Below are 19,390 nucleotides of genomic sequence, written 5' to 3'. Positions count from 1 at the left end.
TTTGGCAGCGGCGGGCTTGTGACCTCGGGGGACGAGTGCGCCACCCGCCGCTTGTCTTCAACACTAGGCGGGCGGACGGCCCCTGGCCTCATGCCTTCGTACCCATTGCCGGGCCTCCAGGAGGATGACGGGGCCTCGTCCGTGTACTCCCCTGGGTGGAGGTCGCTCCCCCGCTGTCGGGGTCTTCCCGGAGGGGATGACCGGAGGGTAGTGACTTCTCTCACTTCCGTCACTCCCTGTTGATGCGTGTCCGCCCACCGGCCCTCGGCAAGATCCATTCGCGGGTGGGCGGCATACGGGTGCACCCGGGCGCTCCCGCACCCACCCCCGGGCCTCAATCCCCTTGGCCCAAGGGCCGCTTGGGCGCGCGGAGCACGCGCTCCGCGCTGCTGGCCGGACCTCCTGATGCTCCCTCAAGTGTGCTGTGCCGCACTGACAATCGAATCCCACGGCGAGGGCGCGGCCTCTGAGCACGCATGCCGGATGGTCCGTAAGCTGTGCCACGTCAACAGGACGACCGGTCAGCGGGGTGGACATGGCGATGATGCGGCTCCGGCGCGAGGACCCGCGTGTCGTCGGCTCGTTCAGACTGCACCGGCGGCTCGGTGCCGGCGGCATGGGCGTGGTCTACCTGGGATCGGACCGGCGCGGGCAGCGCGTCGCGCTCAAGGTCATCCGGCCGGACCTGGCCGAGGACCAGGAGTTCCGCTCGCGGTTCGCCCGCGAGGTGTCCGCCGCCCGGCGGATCCGGGGCGGCTGCACGGCGCGACTGGTGGCGGCGGACCTGGAGGCCGAACGGCCGTGGTTCGCCACCCAATACGTGCCCGGACCCTCACTGCACGACAAGGTGGCAGAGGAGGGCCCCCTGACGGCCGCGCAGATCGCCGCCGTCGGCGCCGCGCTCTCCGAGGGGCTGGTCGCCGTGCACGAGGCGGGGGTCGTCCACCGGGACCTCAAGCCCTCGAACATCCTGCTCTCCCCCAAGGGCCCGCGGATCATCGACTTCGGGATCGCCTGGGCCACCGGGGCGAGCACGCTCACCCATGTGGGTACGGCCGTCGGCTCCCCCGGCTTCCTCGCGCCCGAGCAGGTGCGCGGCGCGGCCGTCACCCCCGCCACCGACGTCTTCGCCCTCGGCGCCACCCTCGCCTACGCGGCGACCGCCGACTCGCCCTTCGGGCACGGCAGTTCCGAGGTCATGCTCTACCGCGTGGTGCACGAGGAGCCGCACCTCCAGGGGGTCCCGGACGCGCTGGCACCCCTCGTACGGGCCTGCCTGGCCAAGGATCCCGAGGAGCGGCCCAGCACGCTCCAGCTGTCGATGCGGCTCAAGGAGATCGCGGCCCGCGAGGCACAGGGACTGTCGGAGAGCCGCCCCCCGGCGCAGCGGGCCCGGACCGAGCGGCCGACGGGCCGGCTCCCCGAGGACTACCCGGAGTCGCGCACGGAGCGTCGTACGGGCGGCTCCACCACGCCCGGGGCCGCGGGCGGATCTCCGGGCGGGCCGCACTCGCGGCCCTCGTCCTCCCGCAATCCGCGCCACCCCGGCGGCCCGTCCTCCCGGCCGACCTCGGGCCGTACGGGCGGCCGTCCGGGGCCCAGGACGACGGGGACCGGACGGCGCCCGTCACGGCCGGACCCGCGGCTGATGCGGCAGCGGCTGATCGTGTTCGTCCTGGTGACGCTGATCGTGGCGCTGGGCATCGCCGCGGCCCAGAAGCTCTAGGCGGTGCCTGGCCGCGCCGACTGGCTGCGGCCCGGTGCTGCTCCGGCCTGCCGATGCGGCGTCCGCCGGCGCTGCGTTGGCGGCACCGCCCATGGTCGAGGGCCGGCGGACGGTTCGCCCTGGTCGGAGCGGGCGGGTGCCGCCGCCGTCGGGGCCGGCCGGCATCCACCACAGCGGGGTGGGCGGGTGCTCGTCGCGCAGGTGGTCGAGCACCTGCCGGTCGGTGGGACGCCGCCGGCGGTGCGCCGGCGGCGGCGAACAGCTCGGCTCGTCCCGCGCAGCGCCCAGACGGCCCGTACTCCCACCATGCGACGGGCAGCACGAACAGCGTCACCAGCACCAGGCCCGCCTGGAGCCCCCGCGGCACCGGCGCCCAGCCGCGGGCGTCGGCCACCACGGATGCGAGGGCGGCTCCCGCGAGTACGGCGCCCGCCCCGCTCGTGGCCACGAACCATCGCCGGGCCCGGCGCACCCGAGCGCTGAGCGGGAACTGGACCGCGTCCAATCTCTTCTCCGTTCGATGACCTCCGGTACTCTGCGCAGCCCGCCGGGGAAGCCCGGCGCAGCCGTCCCACCCCGCCCCCCACGGGCTCAGCGGCGCACGCGTGAGAGCTCGCCGTTCATCTCGTTCAGGAACCGGACGATCGTGTGCAGTTCGTCGGGGCTGAAGCGGGCCCGCGCCGCATCGGTGCATCGGGCGAGCGGCCGGAAGTACTCGCGTGCCGCTTCGCGGCCGGCCTGGGCGTAGTGGATGTGCACCACGCGCCGGTCGTCGGCGGCCCGGACCCTGCGGATGTGGCCGGCCTTCTCCAGCCGGTCCAGGCAGGCCGTCGTCGCACCCGAGGTGAGGTTCATGTGCGTGCTCAGCCGCCCGGGGGTCATGGGGCCGGCCGCCTGGTCGCGTTCGGCGTCCAGTACGGCGATCAGCGCCTGCACGTCCGTCAGGTGCAGGCCCTGGGCGTGTGCGAACTCCTGGGCGATCCGGTTGAACTCGGCGTTCATCGCGCGCAGGAGCACGGCGAAGGACTGCAACCCGATCGGGTCGTCGGACGGAAGTTCGGGCGGGGACGTGCCGGCGCTGCGCATGTCCTCAGCATATGATCTCTCGATCATTGAGATACTTTATGGTTGAGTGAATGAAAGGCGCGTGCCCATGAGGAGCTCGTCGCGGTGGTGGCGGTGGCTGGTGCCGGCGGTCCTGCTGGTGATCTGGCTGGGGATCGGCGCAACCCTCGGCCCCTACGCCGGGAAGCTCGGCGAGGTCGCCACCAACGACCAAGCCGCTTTCCTGCCCCGGAGCGCGGAATCCACCAGGGTGCTCGATGAGCGCAAGGCCTTCGAGCGGTCCCAGTCGGTGCCCGCGATCGTCGTCTGGCAGGCGCAGGACGGCGGGGCCGTCACCGAGGCCCAGCAGCAGGACGCCACCACCGCCGTCGCCTCTCTGGCCGGGAAGGCGGGGGTCGGCGGACCGCCGTCGCCCGCCCTGCGCTCGCAGGACGGCCGAGCCCTGCAGGCGGTCGTGCCGTTCGCCCCGGACCTGGGCGACGAGTTGCCCGCCGTCCTGGACGAGGTACGCGCGGCAGCAGACTCCGTACCCGGTCTGAGCGCCCAGATCGCCGGACCCGCCGCCACGCAGGCCGACCTCGCGGACGCCTTCTCCGGCATCGACGGCCTTCTGCTCGGCGTGGCCCTCGGCGCCGTGCTCCTGATCCTGCTGCTCGTCTACCGCAGCCTGCTGCTTCCCCTGGTGATCATCATCAGTGCGGTGTTCGCCCTCGGCCTGGCCTGCGCCGTCGTCTACGCGCTGGCCGACCGCGGCATCGTGCGGGTCGACGGACAGGTACAGGGCATCCTGTCCATCCTGGTCATCGGTGCGGCGACCGACTACGCGCTGCTGCTCGCCGCACGGTACCGGGAGGAACTCGCCGCGCGCGGCGACCGGACGGCCGCGGCCCTGGCCGCCGTCCGGCGCTCGGCAGGCGCGATCACCGCCAGCGGAGCCACGGTGGCCCTGGGGCTGCTCGCCCTGCTGGCCGGCTGCCTGACCAACAACCGGGCCCTCGGGCCGGTCGGCGCCATCGGCATCGCCTGCTCCGTCCTGGCCACCCTCACCTTCCTGCCCGCCGTCCTGGTCCTGCTCGGCCGAGCCGCGTTCTGGCCCGCCACGCCCAAGCCCGGCGACGCCACCGCGGAGGGACACAGGGTGTGGCGCCGCATCGCGGCCGTCATCGACCGGGCGCCCCGTCGCGTCTGGGCATCGACGACCGTGCTCATGCTCGCCCTGGCGGCGTTCGCCCCCGCCCTCTCGTCCAACGGTGTCCCCCTGGACGAGATCTTCGTCAACGACGCCCCCTCCGTCGCCGCCCAGAAGACGCTCGGCCGGCACTTCCCCGGCGGATCCGGCCAGCCGGCCGTGATCATCGCCGACGCCGCCGCAGCCGCCGACGTGCGGGCTCTCGCCAGCGCGACCGACGGCGTCGCCTCGGCGGCACCCGTGACGGCCTCCGGACGGCCCGGCGAGGGTGAACCCCTCGCCGTCGACGGCCGCATCCGCGTCGACGCCACCCTCAAGGCAGCCGCCGACAGCGACACGGCGAAGCGGACCATCGCCGAACTGCGCACCCGCCTGCACGCCGTGCCGGAGGCGGACGCCATCGTCGGGGGCTACAGCGCCCAGCAGTACGACACCGAACGGACCGCGGCCCGCGACCGCACCGTCATCGTCCCGGTCGTCCTCGGCATCATCCTGCTGATCCTCGTCCTTCTGCTGCGCTCGTTCCTGGTGCCGGTCCTGCTCGTCGCGACCGTGGCGCTGAACTTCCTGGCCACCCTGGGCGTATCCGCGCTCGTCTTCGAGCACCTGCTCGGGTTCAGCGGCACGGACGCCTCCGTACCGCTGTACGGATTCGTCTTCCTCGTGGCGCTGGGCGTCGACTACAACATCTTCCTGATGTCCCGCGTCCGGGAGGAGTCCCTCGTCCACGGCGTACGCCAAGGGGTCCTGCGCGGCCTGACGACGACGGGCGGCGTCATCACCTCGGCCGGCGTGGTGCTCGCAGCGACCTTCGCCGCGCTCATGGTCATCCCACTCGCCTTCCTCGTCCAGATCGCCTTCATCGTCGCCTTCGGAGTCCTCCTCGACACCCTTGTCGTGCGGTCCCTGCTGGTTCCGGCACTCGTGATCGACATCGGCCCGCGCAGTTGGTGGCCCAGCGTCCTGGCCCGCGGATCACGCACCGCACCGGCGCCGCGACCCGGTGAACCTTCCCGGTCACAGCGCTAGGCCGTCCCGCGGCCCTGGGCCACCGCGTAGAAGGCGACGGCGGCGGCCGCGCCCACGTTCAGCGAGTCCACGCCGTGCGCCATCGGGATCCGTACCCACTCGTCGGCGGCGACCAGCGCCTGCGTGGAGAGGCCGTCCCCCTCGGCGCCGAGCATCAGCGCGACCCGGTCCAGGGACTGCGGCGCGGCCACGTCGATCGGCGAGGCCTTCTCGTGCGGGGTGAGGGCGAGCAGCTTGAAGCCCGCCTCCCGCACCGAGTCCAGGCTCTTGGGCCAGGCGTCCAGGCGGGCGTACGGGACGGAGAACACGGCGCCCATGGAGACCTTCACCGAGCGGCGGTAGAGCGGGTCCGCGCAGTCGGGGGACAGCAGCACCGCGTCCATGCCGAGGGCGGCGGCGCTGCGGAAGATGGCCCCGATGTTGGTGTGGTCGTTGACCGCTTCCATGACGACCACGCGGCGGGTCGTGGCGAGGAGCTCCTCGGCCGTGGGCAGCGGCTTGCGCTGCATGGAGGCGAGGGCGCCGCGGTGCACGTGGTAGCCGGTGACGCGTTCGGCGAGCTCGGGGCTGACGGCGTAGACCGGAGCCGGGAGTTCGTCGATGACGTCGCGCATGACGTCGACCCACTTGGCCGAGAGCAGCATCGAGCGCATCTCGTAGCCGGCGTCCTTGGCCCGTCTGATGACCTTCTCGCCCTCGGCGATGAAGAGTCCTTCGGCGGGCTCGCGCCTGCGCCGCAGTTCGACGTCGGTCAGGCCCGTGTAGTCGCGCAGGCGCGGGTCTTCGGGGTCCTCGACGGTGATGAGATCAGCCACAGGGTGATACTGCCTTGTCCTGGGTGCGGTGCCAACGGCCTGTCAGGCGCTGGTGCTGGGGGCGCTGGTTCCGGGGGCGTTGACGCGGACGACCTCGCCGATGACGATGACGGCCGGCGGGCGGACCTCCTCGGCGCGGACCCGCTCGCCGACGGTGGCGAGGGTGGCGTCCACCCGGCGCTGGGTGGCGGTGGTGCCCTCCTGGACGACCGCGACGGGGGTATCGGCCGCGCGGCCGTGCCGTACGAGCGCCTCGGCGATCAGGCCGATCTTGTCGACGCCCATGAGGATCACCAGGGTGCCGGTGAGCTGGGCGAGCGCGGCCCAGTCCACGAGGGAGCGCGGGTCGTCGGGCCCGACGTGCCCGCTGACCACGGTGAACTCGTGGGCCACACCACGGTGGGTGACCGGGATGCCGACGGCGCCGGGCACCGAGATGGAGCTGGAGATGCCGGGCACGACGGTGCAGGGGATGCCCTGTTCGGCGAGGGCCTGGAGCTCCTCCATGCCGCGGCCGAAGACGTACGGGTCCCCGCCCTTGAGCCGCACCACGGCCTTGCCGGCCTTGGCGTGCTCGATCAGCGCGTTGTTGATGGCCTCCTGAGCCATGAAACGGCCGTACGGGATCTTCGCGGCGTCGATGACCTCGACGTGCGGGGGGAGCTCGTCGAGCAGGTCACGGGGGCCGAGCCGGTCGGCGATGACCACGTCGGCCTCGGCGAGGAGGCGGCGGCCGCGCACGGTGATGAGGTCGGGGTCGCCGGGCCCGCCGCCGACGAGGGAGACGCCGGGGGTGCGGGGGCGGGCGGCGGTGAGGGTGCCGTCGCGCAGCCCCTCGACGACGGCGTCCCGGACGGCGGCGGAGCGGCGGGGGTCGTTGCCGCTCAGCACGGCGACGGTGACGCCCTCCACGCGGCCGGTGGCGGGGGTCCAGGCGGTGGCGGCCTCGGCGTCGTCGGCGCGCACGCACCAGATCCGCTCGCGCTCGGCCTCGGCGGAGGCGGCGTCGTTCGCGGCCCGGTCCCGGGTGGCGATGAGGGCGTACCAGGCACCGGCCAGGTCGCCGTCCTCGTAGCGGCGGCGCTCCCAGCGGATCTCGCCGGTCTCGGCCATGGCGTCCACGGAGGGGGTGGCGGAGGGCGAGACGAGCAGGACGTCGGCGCCGGCCGCGACGAGCGCGGGGAGGCGGCGCTGGGCGACCTGGCCGCCGCCGATGACGACGACGCGGCGGCCGGCGAGTCGAAGTCCTACGGGGTAGGCGGGGGTGTCGGCCATGGCGGTTGCGGCTCCTGGGGGGCGGCGGTGCGGTGCGATTGCGTGCCGCTGCGGCGTTGGAGCGGCGGGGTACTGACGTGCGGTGATGCGGTGCTGGTCCACCATACGGCGCGGCCCGTCCCGCAGCGCGGACGGGTCCCACGCCAGACCCACCGGGGCCCTGCCCCGCACCCCGCGCCTCAAACGCCGGCGGGGCTTGGTCGCGCGGGGCCGCCACCCTGCCGGGGTCGGATCGGTCGGTTCGGCACCTTACCCGGGGCCTCGGCCGTGAGCCTGTGATCAGGGGAGCGTCGTCGCGGTGGGGCGGTGCCCCTCGTCGGCACCTCGCCCGGCCCTTGCCCGGAGCCGGGGCCGGCGGTGGGGCGGTGCCCCCTCGTCGGCACCTCGCCCGGGCCTTGCCCGGAGCCGGAGCCTCGCCCGGGGCCGGAGCCTCGCCCGGGGCCGGAGCCTCGCCCGGGGCCGGAGCCTCGCCCGGGGCCGGAGCCTCGCCCGGGGCCTCGCCCGGAAGCCCAGGGCCCGGAAGACGGCTCCGAGGTGGGGCCGTGCCGAGGCGGGCCGCGGGGGCCGATGCCTTGACCGGGCTCTGCACCTTGTCCGGGGTCTCGGCCCTGAAGCCGGAGTCAGGGGGGGGCGGCTTCGAGGTGGGGCGGTGCCCCTCCGGGACGTCTCCTCGGCTCGCGAACCCTGAGCCTGACCGGCCCGTTGCCCGGCGATGGGTTCGCTCGACCTGCGGGGACGCCCCGGAGTGTCCCCACCCCACGGCCCCCACCCGACACCATCCGGTCCCGCCGCGCACATCCAGCCCCGCCCCGCCAATCCAGCCCCGCCGGCATTTGACGCGCGGGGGCTGGGGCGGAGCCCCGGTCAGTAAGCCGCACCCCCCACCCGGCAGCACCCGGTTTCGCCTTCCGGCGCGCAGCATCCGGCCACGCCGTGCCCCACCCGCCTCGCGGCGCACCATCCGGCCGCGCCCGGCCAATCCAGCCTCGCCGGCGTTTGAGGCGCGGGGTTCGGGGCGGAGCCCCGGTCAGTAAGCCGCACCCGGCCACCCAGCAGCCGCGTCACCCGCAGGACCCGGTTTCGCCTTCCGCCGCGCACCATCCGGCCGCGCCCGGCCAATCCAGCCCCGCCGGCGTTTGAGGCGCGGGGGCTGGGGCGGAGCCCCGGGCATGGAGCCGCGCCCGACCGCCCAGCCTTCGCCCCGCACCACCCGGGCCCGCGCACCATCCGGCCGCGCCCGGCCAAACCAGCCCCGCCGGCGATTGAGGCGCGGGGGCGGCTTCGGGGCCCGCACGGGCCGGGCTCGCGGCGGGGGTTACTTTTCTGTGACGCCCGCCGAGTCGAAGGTGGCTACCTCGTGCATCGCGCGAGCCGCGCTCTGGACCAGCGGGAGGGCCAGCAGCGCGCCCGTGCCCTCGCCGAGGCGGAGGTCCAGGTCGACCAGGGGGCGCAGGCCGAGCTTGTTCAGGGCCGCCACGTGCCCCGGCTCCGCGCTGCGGTGGCCCGCGATGCACGCCGAGAGGGACTCGGGGGCGATGGCCCGGGCCACCAGGGCGGCCGCGCCGGCGCTGACGCCGTCCAGGATCACGGGAGTGCGCAGGGAGGCTCCGCCCAGGAGCAGGCCGACGATCGCCGCGTGCTCCAGGCCACCGATGGCCGCCAGGACGCCGATCGGGTCCGCCGGGTCCGGCTGGTGGAGTTCCAGGGCGCGGCGGACGACGTCGACCTTGCGGGCGTGCGTCTCGTCGTTGATGCCGGTGCCGCGGCCGGTGACCTCCGCCGGGTCGACGCCCGTGAAGACCGAGATGAGCGCGGCGGAGACCGTGGTGTTCGCGATGCCCATCTCGCCGGTGAGGAGGGCCTTGTTGCCCGCCGCGACCAGGTCGCGGGCCGTCTCGATGCCGACCTCGATGGCCGCGATGGCCTCCTCGCGGGTCATCGCCGGGCCGACCGAGAGGTCGGCCGTGCCCGGGCGCACCTTGCGCGGGAGCAGGCCCGGCGTGGCCGGGAGGTCACCGGCGACGCCGACGTCGATCACGCAGACCTCGGCGCCCACCTGGTTGGCGAACGCGTTGCAGACCGCGCCGCCGCCCAGGAAGTTGGCCACCATCTGCGTGGTGACCTCCTGGGGCCAGGGCGTGACGCCCTGGGCGTGCACGCCGTGGTCGCCGGCGAAGATCGCCACGGCGGCCGGCTCCGGGATCGGCGGCGGGCAGACCCGGGACAGGCCGGCCAGCTGCGCGGAGATGATCTCCAGCATGCCCAGGGCCCCGGCGGGCTTGGTCATGCGCTTCTGCCGCTCCCAGGCCTCGCCGAGCGCCTTCGCGTCGAGCGGGCGGATGCTGGCGACCGTCTCCGAGAGCAGGTCGTGCGGCTCCTCGCCGGGCAGCGCGCGGCGCCCGTACGTCTCCTCGTGTACGACCCAGGAGAGCGGGCGCCGCTGGGACCAGCCGGCCTGGGCCAGCTCGGGCTCCTCCGGGAACTCGTCGACGTACCCGACGCACAGGTACGCGACGACCTCCAGGTGCTCCGGCAGGCCGAGCGCGCGGACCATCTCGCGCTCGTCGAAGAAGCTGACCCAGCCGACGCCGAGGCCTTCGGCGCGCGCGGCGAGCCAGAGGTTCTCGACGGCGAGGGCCGAGGAGTACGGGGCCATCTGCGGCTGGGTGTGCCGGCCGAGGGTGTGGCGGCCGCCGCGGGTGGGGTCGGCGGTGACGACGATGTTCACCGGGGTGTCGAGGATGGCCTCGATCTTGAGTTCCTTGAACTGCTTCGCCCGGCCCTTGGGCAGCGACTTCGCGTAGGCCTCGCGCTGGCGCTGGGCGAGCTCGTGCATCGTCCGGCGGGTCTCGGCGGACTTGATGACGACGAAGTCCCACGGCTGGGAGTGGCCGACGCTGGGCGCGGTGTGGGCCGCTTCCAGGACGCGGAGCAGCACCTCGTGCGGGATGGGGTCGGTACGGAAGCCCTTGCGGATGTCGCGGCGCTCGCGCATGACGCGCAGGACGGCCTCGCGCTCGGCGTCGTCGTAGGCGGGGGCCGGCTCGCCCGCGTGCTCCGCCGGGGCGAGTGCCTCGGGCTGGCCTTCGGCGGGGGCGACCTGCTCGGGCTGGACCGCGACGGGCTCCGGCTGGACCGGCTCGGGGGCGACGGCCTCGGCCGGCGCGACCTCGATCAGCTCCGGCTCGACGGGCTCGGCCTGGGCGACGGGCTCCGGCTGGGCTTCGACCGGCTCCGGCTGGACCGGCTCGGCGACGACGGCCTCGACGGGGGCGACGGGCTCCGGCGCGACCTCGATCGGCTCCGGTGCGACGGCCTCGACGGGTTCGGGCCGGACGGGCTCGGCCGCGACGGCCTCGACGGGGGCGACCGGCTCGGGCTGGGCCGCGACGGGCTCCGGCTGGACCGGCTCGGCGACGACGGCCTCGGCCGGGGCGACGGGCTCCGGCGCGACCTCGACCGGCTCCGGCGTCGCGACGGGCACGACGGGCTCAGGCTGGACGGGCTCGGCTGCCGCGGGCGCCGCCTCGGCCACGACGGCCTCGGGCTGCTGCTCGGGCTGCTCGGGCTGAACCACCGTTTCTGCGGGCACCGCGAGCGGCTCCGGCTCGACGGGCGGCTGCGCCGGCTCGACGGCCTGCGCGGGCGCGGCCTGCGCCTCCGGCTCGACGGGCGGCTGCGCGGGCTCGACCGGCTCCGGCGCGGCCACCGGCTCCGCGGCCCATGGGGCCCCGGCCTGCGGCGGGATCTCGCCCGGCTGCGGGGCGACGGACGCGACGGCCTCCGCGCGCGGGACGTCGAGGTACTCCGGGCCCGTGGTCGGGGGCCCCGCCTGGCGCAGCGGCGCGGGCACCTCCGGGGTGCTCGGCGCGTTGGCCGTCGGGGCGGCCGGAGCGGGGGCCGCGGCCGGGCCGCGGTCCGCGAGGGAACGTACGACTCCGCCGGTGGCCTCGGGCACGGGCGGGCCCATGTGCAGCGGGCGCCGGACGGGGGCCGCGGGGGCCACCGGAGCGGCGGGGGCCGCGGGCGGCGGGACGACGAGGCCTCCGAGGTCGAGCGCGCCGGAGTCACGGCCGCCCGCCTCGTGCGCGCCCGCGCTGTAGCCGGTGTCGGGGAAGGAGGGCTGGGGGAAGCCGGGGTACGCGGCGGGCTCGGGGTACCCGGCCTGCTCGGCGTACGCCGGGGCCTCGGGGTAGCCGGCCCCGGCACCGTAGGACGCGTCGGCGTACACCGGCGGCTCGGGGAGCTGGGGGTCCACGGGGAAGACGGGGGCCGGCGGTACGACCTGCGGGTCGCTCCACGCGCCCTGGCCGCTCGGCATCAGCAGCAGTTCCTCGTCCTCCGGCTCGGCCGGGTTGTCCATGAGGTCCTGGAAGGCGTAGCCGCCGGGAATCGGTGCCGGGATCCCGACCGGAGCGGGGACGCCCTGCTGATCCACCATGCCCGCGCTGTCCGGGAGACCCTCGCCCGGTACCTGGCCGGTGTCAGTCATGCTTACCCCTCGCCCATCGGTTCTGCCTCGTCGGTCGCCCGGTCGCCCACGAGGCCTCCAAGCGGAGTTGCCGTGCGGGGCCGGCGTGCGACGGGTCCGTCTCACATCCGCCTGCACGACAACCACTAAGCATTGTCGCGCCCGTTAGCCATCGTGGCGGCCATAACCGCCGTGGTCCTCTGTGGACTGCGCCACGTCGCGCGTTCCGGCGGTGTCGCGATGCCCGAAACGTCGAGGCAGTACGACGATCGGCCAGCCTACCCCGGCCCTCGTCTCAGCGGGTCACAGGGCGTTCTGCCGACAGGAGGAACACCACGGAACGGTCCTGTTCGGCCCAGGTGCGGGGGTCCAGGGCGACGGACTGGAGCAGCGCGCACTCGACGGCGTACCCGTGTTCGGTGAGGGTGCGGCCGATGGCCTCCGCCTCGTCGCGGGTGGAGGCGTGGCTGACGATCCGTTCGGGGCGGCGGTCGGCGACGGCCGCGACGACCTCGGCTCCGCCGCCGCCGACGCGGACGACGTCGGGCTCGGGCAGGCTCTCCAGTACGTGCGGTGCGCGCCCGGCGACGACCTGGAGCTGCACTCCGCGCTTGCGGGCGGCGGCAGTTACGCGTTCGCAGGCGCGCGGGTCGGCGTCGACGGCGATGACGGCCGCGCCGAGCGCGGCGGCGTCCACGGCCACGCCGCCGGAGCCGGCGCCGATGTCCCAGACGAGGTCGCCGGCGCGCGGGCCGAGCCGGGCGAGCTGGGCGGCGCGGAGCTGCGCCGATTCCCCTTCGCCCGTGTCGGGCTGCGGGCGGGCCCAGCCGCGGTCGGCGGAGTGGGCGGCGCCCTGGCCGAGCAGCCAGCCCGGTTCGGCGGCCGGGGCCTGTCCCGCGCCGCCGATGACGATGACGACGTTCGGGTCGCGCCAGCTGTGGTCGGCGGCCTTGTCGGAGGTGAGGACGCTCACCTGCTCCCGGTCCGTGCCGAGTTCCTCGCAGACGACGAAGGTGCGGTGGACTCCGTCGAGGAGCAGCGCGAGTTCGGCGGGGCCGGCTCCGGGCGAGGTGAGGACGGCGACCTTGGCGTGGGCGCGGCAGACGTTGACGGCTCGGCGGAGGGTACGGGGGTGGGCGACGACGACCTGGGCGTCGTCCCAGGGCATGGCGGCGCGGGCGAAGGCGGCGGCCACGGAGGAGACGGCCGGGACCACCTCGACCTCCAGGCCGTGCTCCGGGGCGCGCAGGGTGCGTACGACGCCGAAGAAGCCCGGGTCCCCGTCGGCGAAGACGACCGCGGTGCCGCGGTGGCCGGCGATGCGGCGGGCGGCGAGTCCGAGGCTGCCGAGGCGGATGCGTTCGGCGGTGGGCGGGACCTCGGGGAGCGCGAGGTGGTGCGCGGCGCCGGCCACGAGGGTGGCGGCGGAGAGCGCGGACCGGGCGGCCGCGGTCAGGGGCGAACCGTCCCAGCCGATCACCGTGACCCGGTCGGCCATCGTCGTCAGTCTCCTGGTGTGGGGGCGGGGCGAAGCTTCGTCGGGGGGCGGGCACGGTGAGACTACCCGGTCATAGGTTCATTTCCAGTCGGCGCCGACGGTGCGGCCGTGCGCGTCGGCCCGCTGCCCGAAGGCGGTGCTGCCCGCGTAGCCGTCGTAGGAGTCGTAGCCCTCGTAGCCGTCGCCGTCGTCGTCGAGGTCCTCGGGGACGAGGCTCCAGACGATGAGGTCGGTGCGGGTGTCGGTCCAGTCGCCGTCGGGGGTCTGGGTGCGCACTATCCACGCGTTGCGCAGGACGCCTTCACTGATGCAGCCGATCTTCTGGGCCACCTGCTGGGAGGCGGTGTTGTCGGCGGCGGTGCGCAGTTCGAGGCGCTCGAACCCCTGGTCGCGGAAGAGCCATTGGGCGACGGCCAGTACGGACTCGCTGGCGTAGCCCTCGCCGCGGGCCCAGGGGGCGGTGACGTAGCCGGCCTCGGTGGCGCGGGTGCGCCAGTTGGTGTTCTGGAGGTGGACGATGCCGACGAGGCGCTGGGTGAGGAACTCGGTGACGGCGAAGACGATGCCGCGGCCCTCGGTGCGTTCGGCGTGGGAGTCCCGGGTGGCCCAGCGGTGCGCGTCGGCGTGGGTGTAGGGGTGCGCCGCGGTGGTCCAGGCGGTGACGTACTCGTCGTTCATCATCTCGGTGAGCGCGGTGACGTCCTCTTCCTCGAAGGGGCGCAGCACCAGCCGGTCCGTGCTGATGGTGACGTCCGGGAAGGTGGTAGTCATGCGCAGCTCCATGCCTGAGAGAACGTGGTGCGACCGTGGTGCGATGCGACCGTGGTGAGGGACCGTTCATGCGGGACCGCCTCTACGGGTCGTAGGCCACAGCATGCAGCATCGACCGGGGGATGTGCAGGGCCGGGTTGCCCGGAAGCGGGCAGAGCTCGGCCCCGCGCGCCGTCAGGGGCATGCGGGGCCGAGATTCCTGACCGCGGAGCCGGGCCCGGGGGGCTGCCGGCCCGCCGGCTCAGGAGGCCGGGGTGCCGAAGGCCGGGATGACCGAGCCCTGGTACTTCTCCTCGATGAACTTCTTGACCTCGTCGGAGTTCAGGAGCTTGGCGAGCTTCTGGATCCGCGGGTCGTTCTGGTTGCCGTCCTTGACCGCGAGGAAGTTGGCGTAGGGGTTGCCCTCGGCCTTCTCCAGGATCAGCGCGTCCTTGGCGGGCGACAGCTTGGCCTCGATGGCGTAGTTGCCGTTGATGACGGCGGCGTCCACGTCGTTCAGGGCGCGCGGGACCGTGGCGGCCTCCAGCTCCTTGAACTCCAGGCCCTTCTTGTCGGTGATGTCGGACAGCTTGGCGCTGGTGCCGACACCCTCCTTGAGGGTGATCAGGTTGTTCGCGGCGAGCAGCTGGAGCGCGCGGCCCTCGTTGGTGGTGTCGTTGGGGACGGCCACGGTCTGGCCGGCCTTGATGTCGGCGATCGCCTTGACCTTCTTGGAGTAGAGGCCGAGGGGCTCCAGGTGCACGTTCACGACGGGCACGATGTGGGTGCCGTTCTTCTTGTTGAAGTCGTCGAGGTACGGCTTGTGCTGGAAGAAGTTGCCGTTGACCTGGCCCTGCTCGGTGGCGGTGTTCGGCAGGACGTAGTCCGTGAACTCCTTGACGTCGAGCTTGAGGCCTTCCTTCGCCGCGAGGTTGTCCTTGACGAAGTTCAGGATGTCGGCGTGCGGGCTCGGGGAGGCCGCGATGACGAGCGGCTTGCTCTCGTCGGTCTTGCCGCCGTCGGCCTTGGTGGAGGACGGGTCCGAGGAGCTGCCGCAGGCCGTGAGGCCGAGGGTGAGCGCGGTGGCCGTGGCGGCGAGGGCGGTGAGCTTGATGTTCTTACGCACGAAGAGTGCCTTTCTTGCTGAACAAGTACCGAGGACTTGCTGGTGGTGGCCCAAGCACGACAAGTGCGGGCTCTGCGGGGTGGGAAAGCCGGGGCGGCCCGTGGGCCGGTCAGGCGGTGCGGCCGCGGCGGGCCAGCAGGCGGACCACGCCGTCACCGATCAGCTGGATCACCGTGACGAGGACGATGAGGACCGCGACGGTGGCGAACATGAAGCCGGTCTCGAAGCGCTGGAAGCCGTACGTGATGGCCTTGGAGCCGAGTCCTTCGCCGCCGACGGCTCCGGCCATGGCGGAGTAGCCGACGAGGGTGATGACGGTGGTGGTGACACCGGCGACCAGCGAGGGCAGGGCCTGCGGCAGGAGCACCTTGCCGACGAGGGTGGGGATCCCGCCGCCCATGGACTCGACGGCCTCGATCAGGCCGTGGTCCACCTCGCGGACGGCCGTCTCGACGAGCCGGGCGAAGAAGGGGACGGCGCCGATGGCCAGCGGGACGATCATGGCGGTGGGACCGATGAAGGTGCCGACGACCGCGGTGGTGACCGGGATCAGGAAGATCAGCAGGATGATGAACGGCAGCGAGCGGCCCATGTTCACGATCACGCCGAGGACCTTGTTGAGCGGCTGGTTCTGCAGCAGGCCGCCCTTGTCGGTGAGCACGAGCAGGATGCCGATGGGCAGTCCGCCGAGCACGGTCACCAGGGTGGACCACAGCACCATGTAGAGGGTGTCGTAGGTGCCCTGGGTGAGCAGGGGCTGCATCTCGGACCAGGTCACTTCGCACCATCCTTGACCAGTGCGGCCAGTTCGTCGTCGATCTCGTCGATCTGCTCGGCCCCGTCGATCACGTCGACCTGGAGGCCCTGTTCGCGCAGGAAGCCCACCGGGACGACGTTGTCCTCGTAGCGGCCGGGCAGTTCGATGCGCATGCGGCCGATCAGGCGTCCGGCGACGGTGTCCATCGCGGCGCCGAGGATCGAGATGTCGATGTTGTACGTGCGCGAGAGCTGCGAGATGACCGGCTGGGCGGCGGCCTCGCCGTGGAAGGTGACGTCGACGACCGTGCGGTCGGGGCCGGTGGCGGCGCCGGTGACCGGGAAGAGCTCGCCGGCGAGCTCGGAGCCGGGGGTGGCGAGCAGTTCGGCGACCGTGCCGGATTCGACGACGCGGCCGTTCTTCATCAGGGCGGCCGAGTCGCAGACGGTCTTGACGACGTCCATCTCGTGCGTGATGAGCAGCACGGTGAGGCCGAGCTGCTGGTTGAGGTCGCGCAGCAGCCCCAGGATGGAGCGGGTGGTCTCGGGGTCGAGGGCGCTCGTGGCCTCGTCGGAGAGCAGCACCTTGGGGTCGCCGGCCAGGGCGCGGGCGATGCCGACGCGCTGCTTCTGGCCGCCGGAGAGCTGGGTGGGGTACGCCTTGGCCTTGTCGGCGAGGCCGACCAGGTCGAGGAGTTCGAGGGCCTTGCGGGAGCGCTCGCGGCCGGAGACGCCGAGGATCTCCAGGGGCAGCTCGATGTTGCCCTGGACGGTGCGCGAGGACAGCAGGTTGAAGTGCTGGAAGACCATGCCGATGCGGCTGCGGGCCTCGCGGAGCTCCTTGCCGGCGCGCCGGCCGCGGCCGGCGAGCGCGGTGAGGTCGACTCCGTCGACGCTCACGGTGCCGGTGGTGGGGCGCTCCAGCAGGTTCACGCAGCGGATCAGAGAGGACTTCCCGGCGCCGCTCTGGCCGATGACTCCGTAGACCTCGCCCTCGCGGACGTGGAGATCGACGCCGTCCAGGGCGGTGACCTCACGGCCACGGGACTGGTAGACCTTCGTGAGGCCCGATGTGGTGATCACAGGATTTCCGTCGCTGTCGAGTGCACCGGGCAGCGGGGTGCCGGGCACGGGGCGAACATCTGGGGACGCGATACGGGACGAACCATCAGAAAACGATGACTTGGACGCATGCGCGGGGCAGGAGTGAGCCGTGCTGTTCATCAGCGGGTGACGCTCTGGCGCGGCTGGTCTCGCTTCGGGGCGCGAGGCTCAGGAAGGGGCCCTCAGAAGGCGCACATTCGACACATACAACGAGCACCGGGCGTCATCGTCGCCTCGGTCGCAAGGGTGCGGCTGCTCGTCGTGGTCATGGGCCCAAGTAAAGCAGACGTCTCCCCTGACCGATCAACACTGTCCGAATAGCGGACGAATTCCGCCCGCATACCGGACGGCTTCGGTCCGCACCCGTCACCCCGCCGGCCCCCCTGACCTGCGTCGACGCGGCCTGCGAACCCCGTACGGACGCACGGGTCCGCAGTCCGGGGGAGCGGGCGTTGTGGTCAAGACCACGGTCCGCGCACCGCACGGGCGCGGGCGCGCGGCGCCGGCCGGAAGGGGCGCGCGCATCGGGTCTTTCGGCCCGTAATACCCTCGCTGCATGCTCGACGCCCTGACGGTCGCCCTCGGCGTGGCCGCACTCGCCCTCGCCGCCTGGTGCGGCCACGCCGCATGGCGGGACCAGCCGACCAAGGACTGGCATTTCATCGGCATGGCCGTCGTGACCGTGCTGGTCCTGGCCCAGCTGGTGATCGGCCTGGTCAAGCTGGGGCAGGGCGACAAGCCCGACGAGGGCACGGTGATCTTCGTGTCCTACCTGCTGGGCGCCTTCGCGGCGGTGCCGGCGGCCGGCATGCTCTCGCTGACCGAGCGGACCAGGTGGGGATCGGTGACGGTGGCCGCCGGCGCGGTCGTCCTCGCCGTCCTCGAAGTACGGCTCTACGACATCTGGGGAACCACCGGTGCCTGACGCTGAGACGAAGACCGCCACTCCCGCCGGGCGCAAGCGGCTGGTCTCCGGGCCCGGGCTGCTGCTGGTGTGGCTCTACGGGGTGATGGTGGTGGGCGCGGTCTCGCGCTCGGCCTTCCAGATCTCCACCGAGTTCGACAAGGCACCGCTCGCCTACTCGCTGTCCGCGGTGGCGGCGCTGGCCTACGCCTTCATCACGTACTCGTTGGTGCGCGGCGGGGAGACGGCCCGCAAGGCGGCGCTGGTCTGCTGCGCCGCCGAGCTCGCCGGTGTACTGGCCGTGGGCACCTGGACCCTGGTGGACCCCGACGCCTTCCCCGACACGACCGTGTGGTCGGCCTTCGGGATGGGCTACCTGTTCATCCCGGTGATCCTGCCGGTCACCGGGATGCTCTGGCTGCGCACCAAGCGCTGAGCGGCCGGGCGCCGGGCGTACCGGCGCGGGGCGAACGGGCACCGGGCGAACGGGCGCCGGCCGGCCGCGCGCCGGACGACTACGCGCTGACCGCGAAGTCGGTCGGGTCCTTGGCCTCCTTCTCCAGGATCACCAGCTGGACCCCGTCGGAAGCCGTGCGGCCGCCGACCTTGACGTAGCCGGCCTTGCGGTAGAGGCGCAGGTTGGACTCGCTCTTGTGGCCGGTGTGCAGACGGAAGCGGGTGGTGGTGCCGTGGCCCGCGAGGGCCTCCTCGACCGCGCGCAGCAGGCGCGCGCCGAGCCCGTGGCCCTGCAAGCGCGGGTGGACGCACAGCTTGGCGATCTTGCCCGTGCCGTCCTCGTCCACGCTGCCGCGGACGGTGCCGACGATCTCGTCGCCGAGCCGGGCCACCAGGACGGTGTCCGTGGCGAGCTCCCCCTTGAGGGAGTCCAGGGACTGGGTGAGCGGCTGGATGAGGTAGTTGCCGTACAGCTCGGCCTCGCGCTGGAAGGCCAGGTACTGCAGTTTGAAGATCTGCTCAGCGTCCTCGGCAGCCGCCGCCGAAATGGTCACGCTCATGCCCATGTGCGCATGCCTCCAGCTCACCTGGTAGCCCGTTGGTCTACCGCTCCTTTCCCCGAAGGCCAGGAGCCGCAACCTCTGCAGCCAGCATTCTGCGCAGACATCCCAGGCAACGGGAACGGACCGGCCCCAAACTTCCTTGTGAGATACCCAACTCTCCTGCGATTTCACGGTAAGTGAGGTCTCTGGGCGAAAGAAGTGCCTTCATCAGCTCGGGACAGCGTCCGGGCAACCGGGCGACCGCCGATCGGAGTGCGCGGTTCACCTCCCGGTCCAGAAGGGCGTCTTCCGGTGCGGCCCCGGCGGCCGGTTCGCGCCCGATGGCCGGTTCGCCTCCCGCGCTGTCGCCGGCCGGCGGCCCGTCGTACGAGATCTCCCGCCTGGCCCGGCGCCGGGCCAGGCGGGCCTCCGCCCGTACCGCCCGGCGGAGCCAGCGCGCCGGCTCCGCCGGCTCGGCCGGATCGGGGGCGCGCCGGCCGCTCTCCAGCAGCCTGACCCAGACGGCTTGTTCCAGGTCGGCCGCGTCCACTCCGGTGCCCGCGGCCTCCGCCGCCGCCTCCGCGGAGAGCAGCGGCCCGAGCTTCTCAAAGAGGTCAGCCTTCAGCAGGTCCATGCCGGGCGGGACGAGTGGGCCGGGCCCGGCGGTTTCCCCGCCGGGCCCGG

General features: G+C 73.4%; 15 protein-coding genes. 4 read left to right on the top strand and 11 right to left on the bottom strand.

What is annotated here, in order from left to right; genetic code table 11:
* The first annotated feature begins 535 nt into the window (after window positions 1–535).
* Window positions 536–1,726, top strand: a complete 1,191-nt coding sequence (locus IF88_RS0100350) for a serine/threonine-protein kinase (RefSeq protein ID WP_078892643.1) — start codon at window positions 536–538, stop codon at window positions 1,724–1,726.
* A 591-nt stretch (window positions 1,727–2,317) separates the two neighbouring features.
* Here the strand turns inward: IF88_RS0100350 and IF88_RS0100345 are convergent.
* Window positions 2,318–2,812: a MarR family winged helix-turn-helix transcriptional regulator gene (locus IF88_RS0100345; protein ID WP_030706221.1), complete on the bottom strand. Its 495-nt coding sequence runs from the start codon at window positions 2,810–2,812 to the stop codon at window positions 2,318–2,320.
* Window positions 2,813–2,879: 67 nt separating this feature from the next.
* Here IF88_RS0100345 and IF88_RS0100340 point away from each other — a divergent pair, with 67 nt between their 5' ends.
* The gene (locus IF88_RS0100340; RefSeq protein WP_030706220.1) at window positions 2,880–5,009 is read left to right on the top strand and encodes an MMPL family transporter; all 2,130 of its coding nucleotides are present in this window, start codon (window positions 2,880–2,882) and stop codon (window positions 5,007–5,009) included.
* On the opposite strand, the gene IF88_RS0100335 is transcribed toward IF88_RS0100340, so the two are convergent.
* The 8 genes from IF88_RS0100335 to IF88_RS0100295 all read right to left on the bottom strand — a co-directional run bounded on the left by IF88_RS0100335 (window position 5,006) and on the right by IF88_RS0100295 (window position 16,783).
* The gene (locus IF88_RS0100335) at window positions 5,006–5,824 is read right to left on the bottom strand and encodes a TrmH family RNA methyltransferase (RefSeq protein WP_030706219.1); all 819 of its coding nucleotides are present in this window, start codon (window positions 5,822–5,824) and stop codon (window positions 5,006–5,008) included. The genes IF88_RS0100340 and IF88_RS0100335 overlap by 4 nt on opposite strands.
* A gap of 42 nt (window positions 5,825–5,866) precedes the next feature.
* Complete coding sequence (gene cobA, locus IF88_RS0100330; protein ID WP_030706218.1) at window positions 5,867–7,099, bottom strand: uroporphyrinogen-III C-methyltransferase; 1,233 nt, start codon at window positions 7,097–7,099, stop codon at window positions 5,867–5,869.
* A 1,315-nt stretch (window positions 7,100–8,414) separates the two neighbouring features.
* Window positions 8,415–11,591, bottom strand: coding sequence for a nicotinate-nucleotide--dimethylbenzimidazole phosphoribosyltransferase (gene cobT / locus IF88_RS0100325; protein ID WP_030706212.1), 3,177 nt, complete (start codon window positions 11,589–11,591; stop codon window positions 8,415–8,417).
* A 274-nt stretch (window positions 11,592–11,865) separates the two neighbouring features.
* A complete protein-coding gene (gene cbiE, locus IF88_RS0100320; protein ID WP_030706210.1) occupies window positions 11,866–13,068 on the bottom strand; it encodes a precorrin-6y C5,15-methyltransferase (decarboxylating) subunit CbiE in 1,203 nt (400 codons plus the stop codon).
* Window positions 13,069–13,146: 78 nt separating this feature from the next.
* Window positions 13,147–13,839 carry a GNAT family N-acetyltransferase gene (locus tag IF88_RS0100315; RefSeq protein WP_037805394.1) on the bottom strand — a complete coding sequence of 231 codons (693 nt, stop codon included), beginning with the start codon at window positions 13,837–13,839 and terminating at the stop codon, window positions 13,147–13,149.
* A 241-nt stretch (window positions 13,840–14,080) separates the two neighbouring features.
* On the bottom strand, window positions 14,081–14,944 hold the full coding sequence (locus IF88_RS0100305; RefSeq protein WP_030706207.1) for a MetQ/NlpA family ABC transporter substrate-binding protein: 864 nt from the start codon (window positions 14,942–14,944) through the stop codon (window positions 14,081–14,083).
* Window positions 14,945–15,053: 109 nt separating this feature from the next.
* Window positions 15,054–15,722, bottom strand: a complete 669-nt coding sequence (locus tag IF88_RS0100300; protein ID WP_030706206.1) for a methionine ABC transporter permease — start codon at window positions 15,720–15,722, stop codon at window positions 15,054–15,056.
* On the bottom strand, window positions 15,719–16,783 hold the full coding sequence (locus tag IF88_RS0100295) for a methionine ABC transporter ATP-binding protein (protein WP_030706205.1): 1,065 nt from the start codon (window positions 16,781–16,783) through the stop codon (window positions 15,719–15,721). Before IF88_RS0100295 ends, IF88_RS0100300 begins: the two co-directional genes overlap by 4 nt.
* Window positions 16,784–17,360: 577 nt before the next feature.
* Here IF88_RS0100295 and IF88_RS0100290 point away from each other — a divergent pair.
* Together IF88_RS0100290 and IF88_RS0100285 are read left to right on the top strand one after the other, a co-directional pair.
* Entirely contained in the window at window positions 17,361–17,729 is a 369-nt protein-coding gene (locus tag IF88_RS0100290) for a hypothetical protein (protein WP_030706204.1), read from the top strand.
* A complete protein-coding gene (locus IF88_RS0100285; protein ID WP_030706202.1) occupies window positions 17,722–18,144 on the top strand; it encodes a hypothetical protein in 423 nt (140 codons plus the stop codon). The genes IF88_RS0100290 and IF88_RS0100285 overlap by 8 nt, the downstream gene beginning before the upstream one ends.
* A 79-nt stretch (window positions 18,145–18,223) precedes the next feature.
* Here the strand turns inward: IF88_RS0100285 and IF88_RS0100280 are convergent, their stop codons facing one another.
* Window positions 18,224–18,730, bottom strand: coding sequence for a GNAT family N-acetyltransferase (locus tag IF88_RS0100280; RefSeq protein ID WP_030706200.1), 507 nt, complete (start codon window positions 18,728–18,730; stop codon window positions 18,224–18,226).
* A 37-nt stretch (window positions 18,731–18,767) separates the two neighbouring features.
* Window positions 18,768–19,340 (bottom strand): RNA polymerase sigma factor, encoded by a 573-nt coding sequence (locus tag IF88_RS0100275; protein WP_030706198.1) that lies wholly within the window; start codon window positions 19,338–19,340, stop codon window positions 18,768–18,770.
* Window positions 19,341–19,390 lie beyond the last annotated feature (50 nt).

Source organism: Streptomyces sp. NRRL F-2580 (assembly GCF_000720115.1).
Taxonomy (GTDB): Bacteria; Actinomycetota; Actinomycetes; order Streptomycetales; family Streptomycetaceae; genus Streptomyces.
The sequence above is the reverse complement of the archived record's forward strand: the minus strand, read 5'-3'. Positions and strand labels throughout refer to the sequence as shown.